This window comes from Shewanella electrica (assembly GCF_022321485.1).
GTDB classification, from domain to species: Bacteria; Pseudomonadota; Gammaproteobacteria; order Enterobacterales; family Shewanellaceae; genus Shewanella; species Shewanella electrica.
This window is the reverse complement of the sequence record NZ_JAKOGG010000593.1, coordinates 1-248: the sequence shown is the minus strand read 5'-3', so window position 1 is coordinate 248 and position 248 is coordinate 1. Positions and strand designations below refer to the sequence as shown.

Genomic DNA, 248 nt, shown 5'->3' with positions numbered 1-248 from the left:
AGTGCCGGTCCGCTGAGCCGAATCCCATGCTGTTTGCAGAATCTCCGGTTTTCGCGTGTGCGGTAGATCTGATCCGCTTGGACGACAGCCGGATAGAATCCCATGCGGCTGCGATACTTCTCGATCACGTCCATGAGCGTCGTGCTCTCGTTGAAGTTATCCCAAGATAGCCGATCAAGGAACGCGTAGCCCTTCGTCATGCTTACCGCGATCTTGGCTCCGAACTCGACGCGCGCCTTGGCTTTCCC

1 protein-coding gene is annotated in these 248 nt (G+C 57.3%); it reads right to left on the bottom strand.

Features of this window, described 5'->3' with window-relative positions; genetic code table 11:
* Nucleotides 1-248: transposase (locus L9G74_RS21550; protein WP_238898882.1), on the bottom strand; the 248-nt coding region annotated here is incomplete at both ends.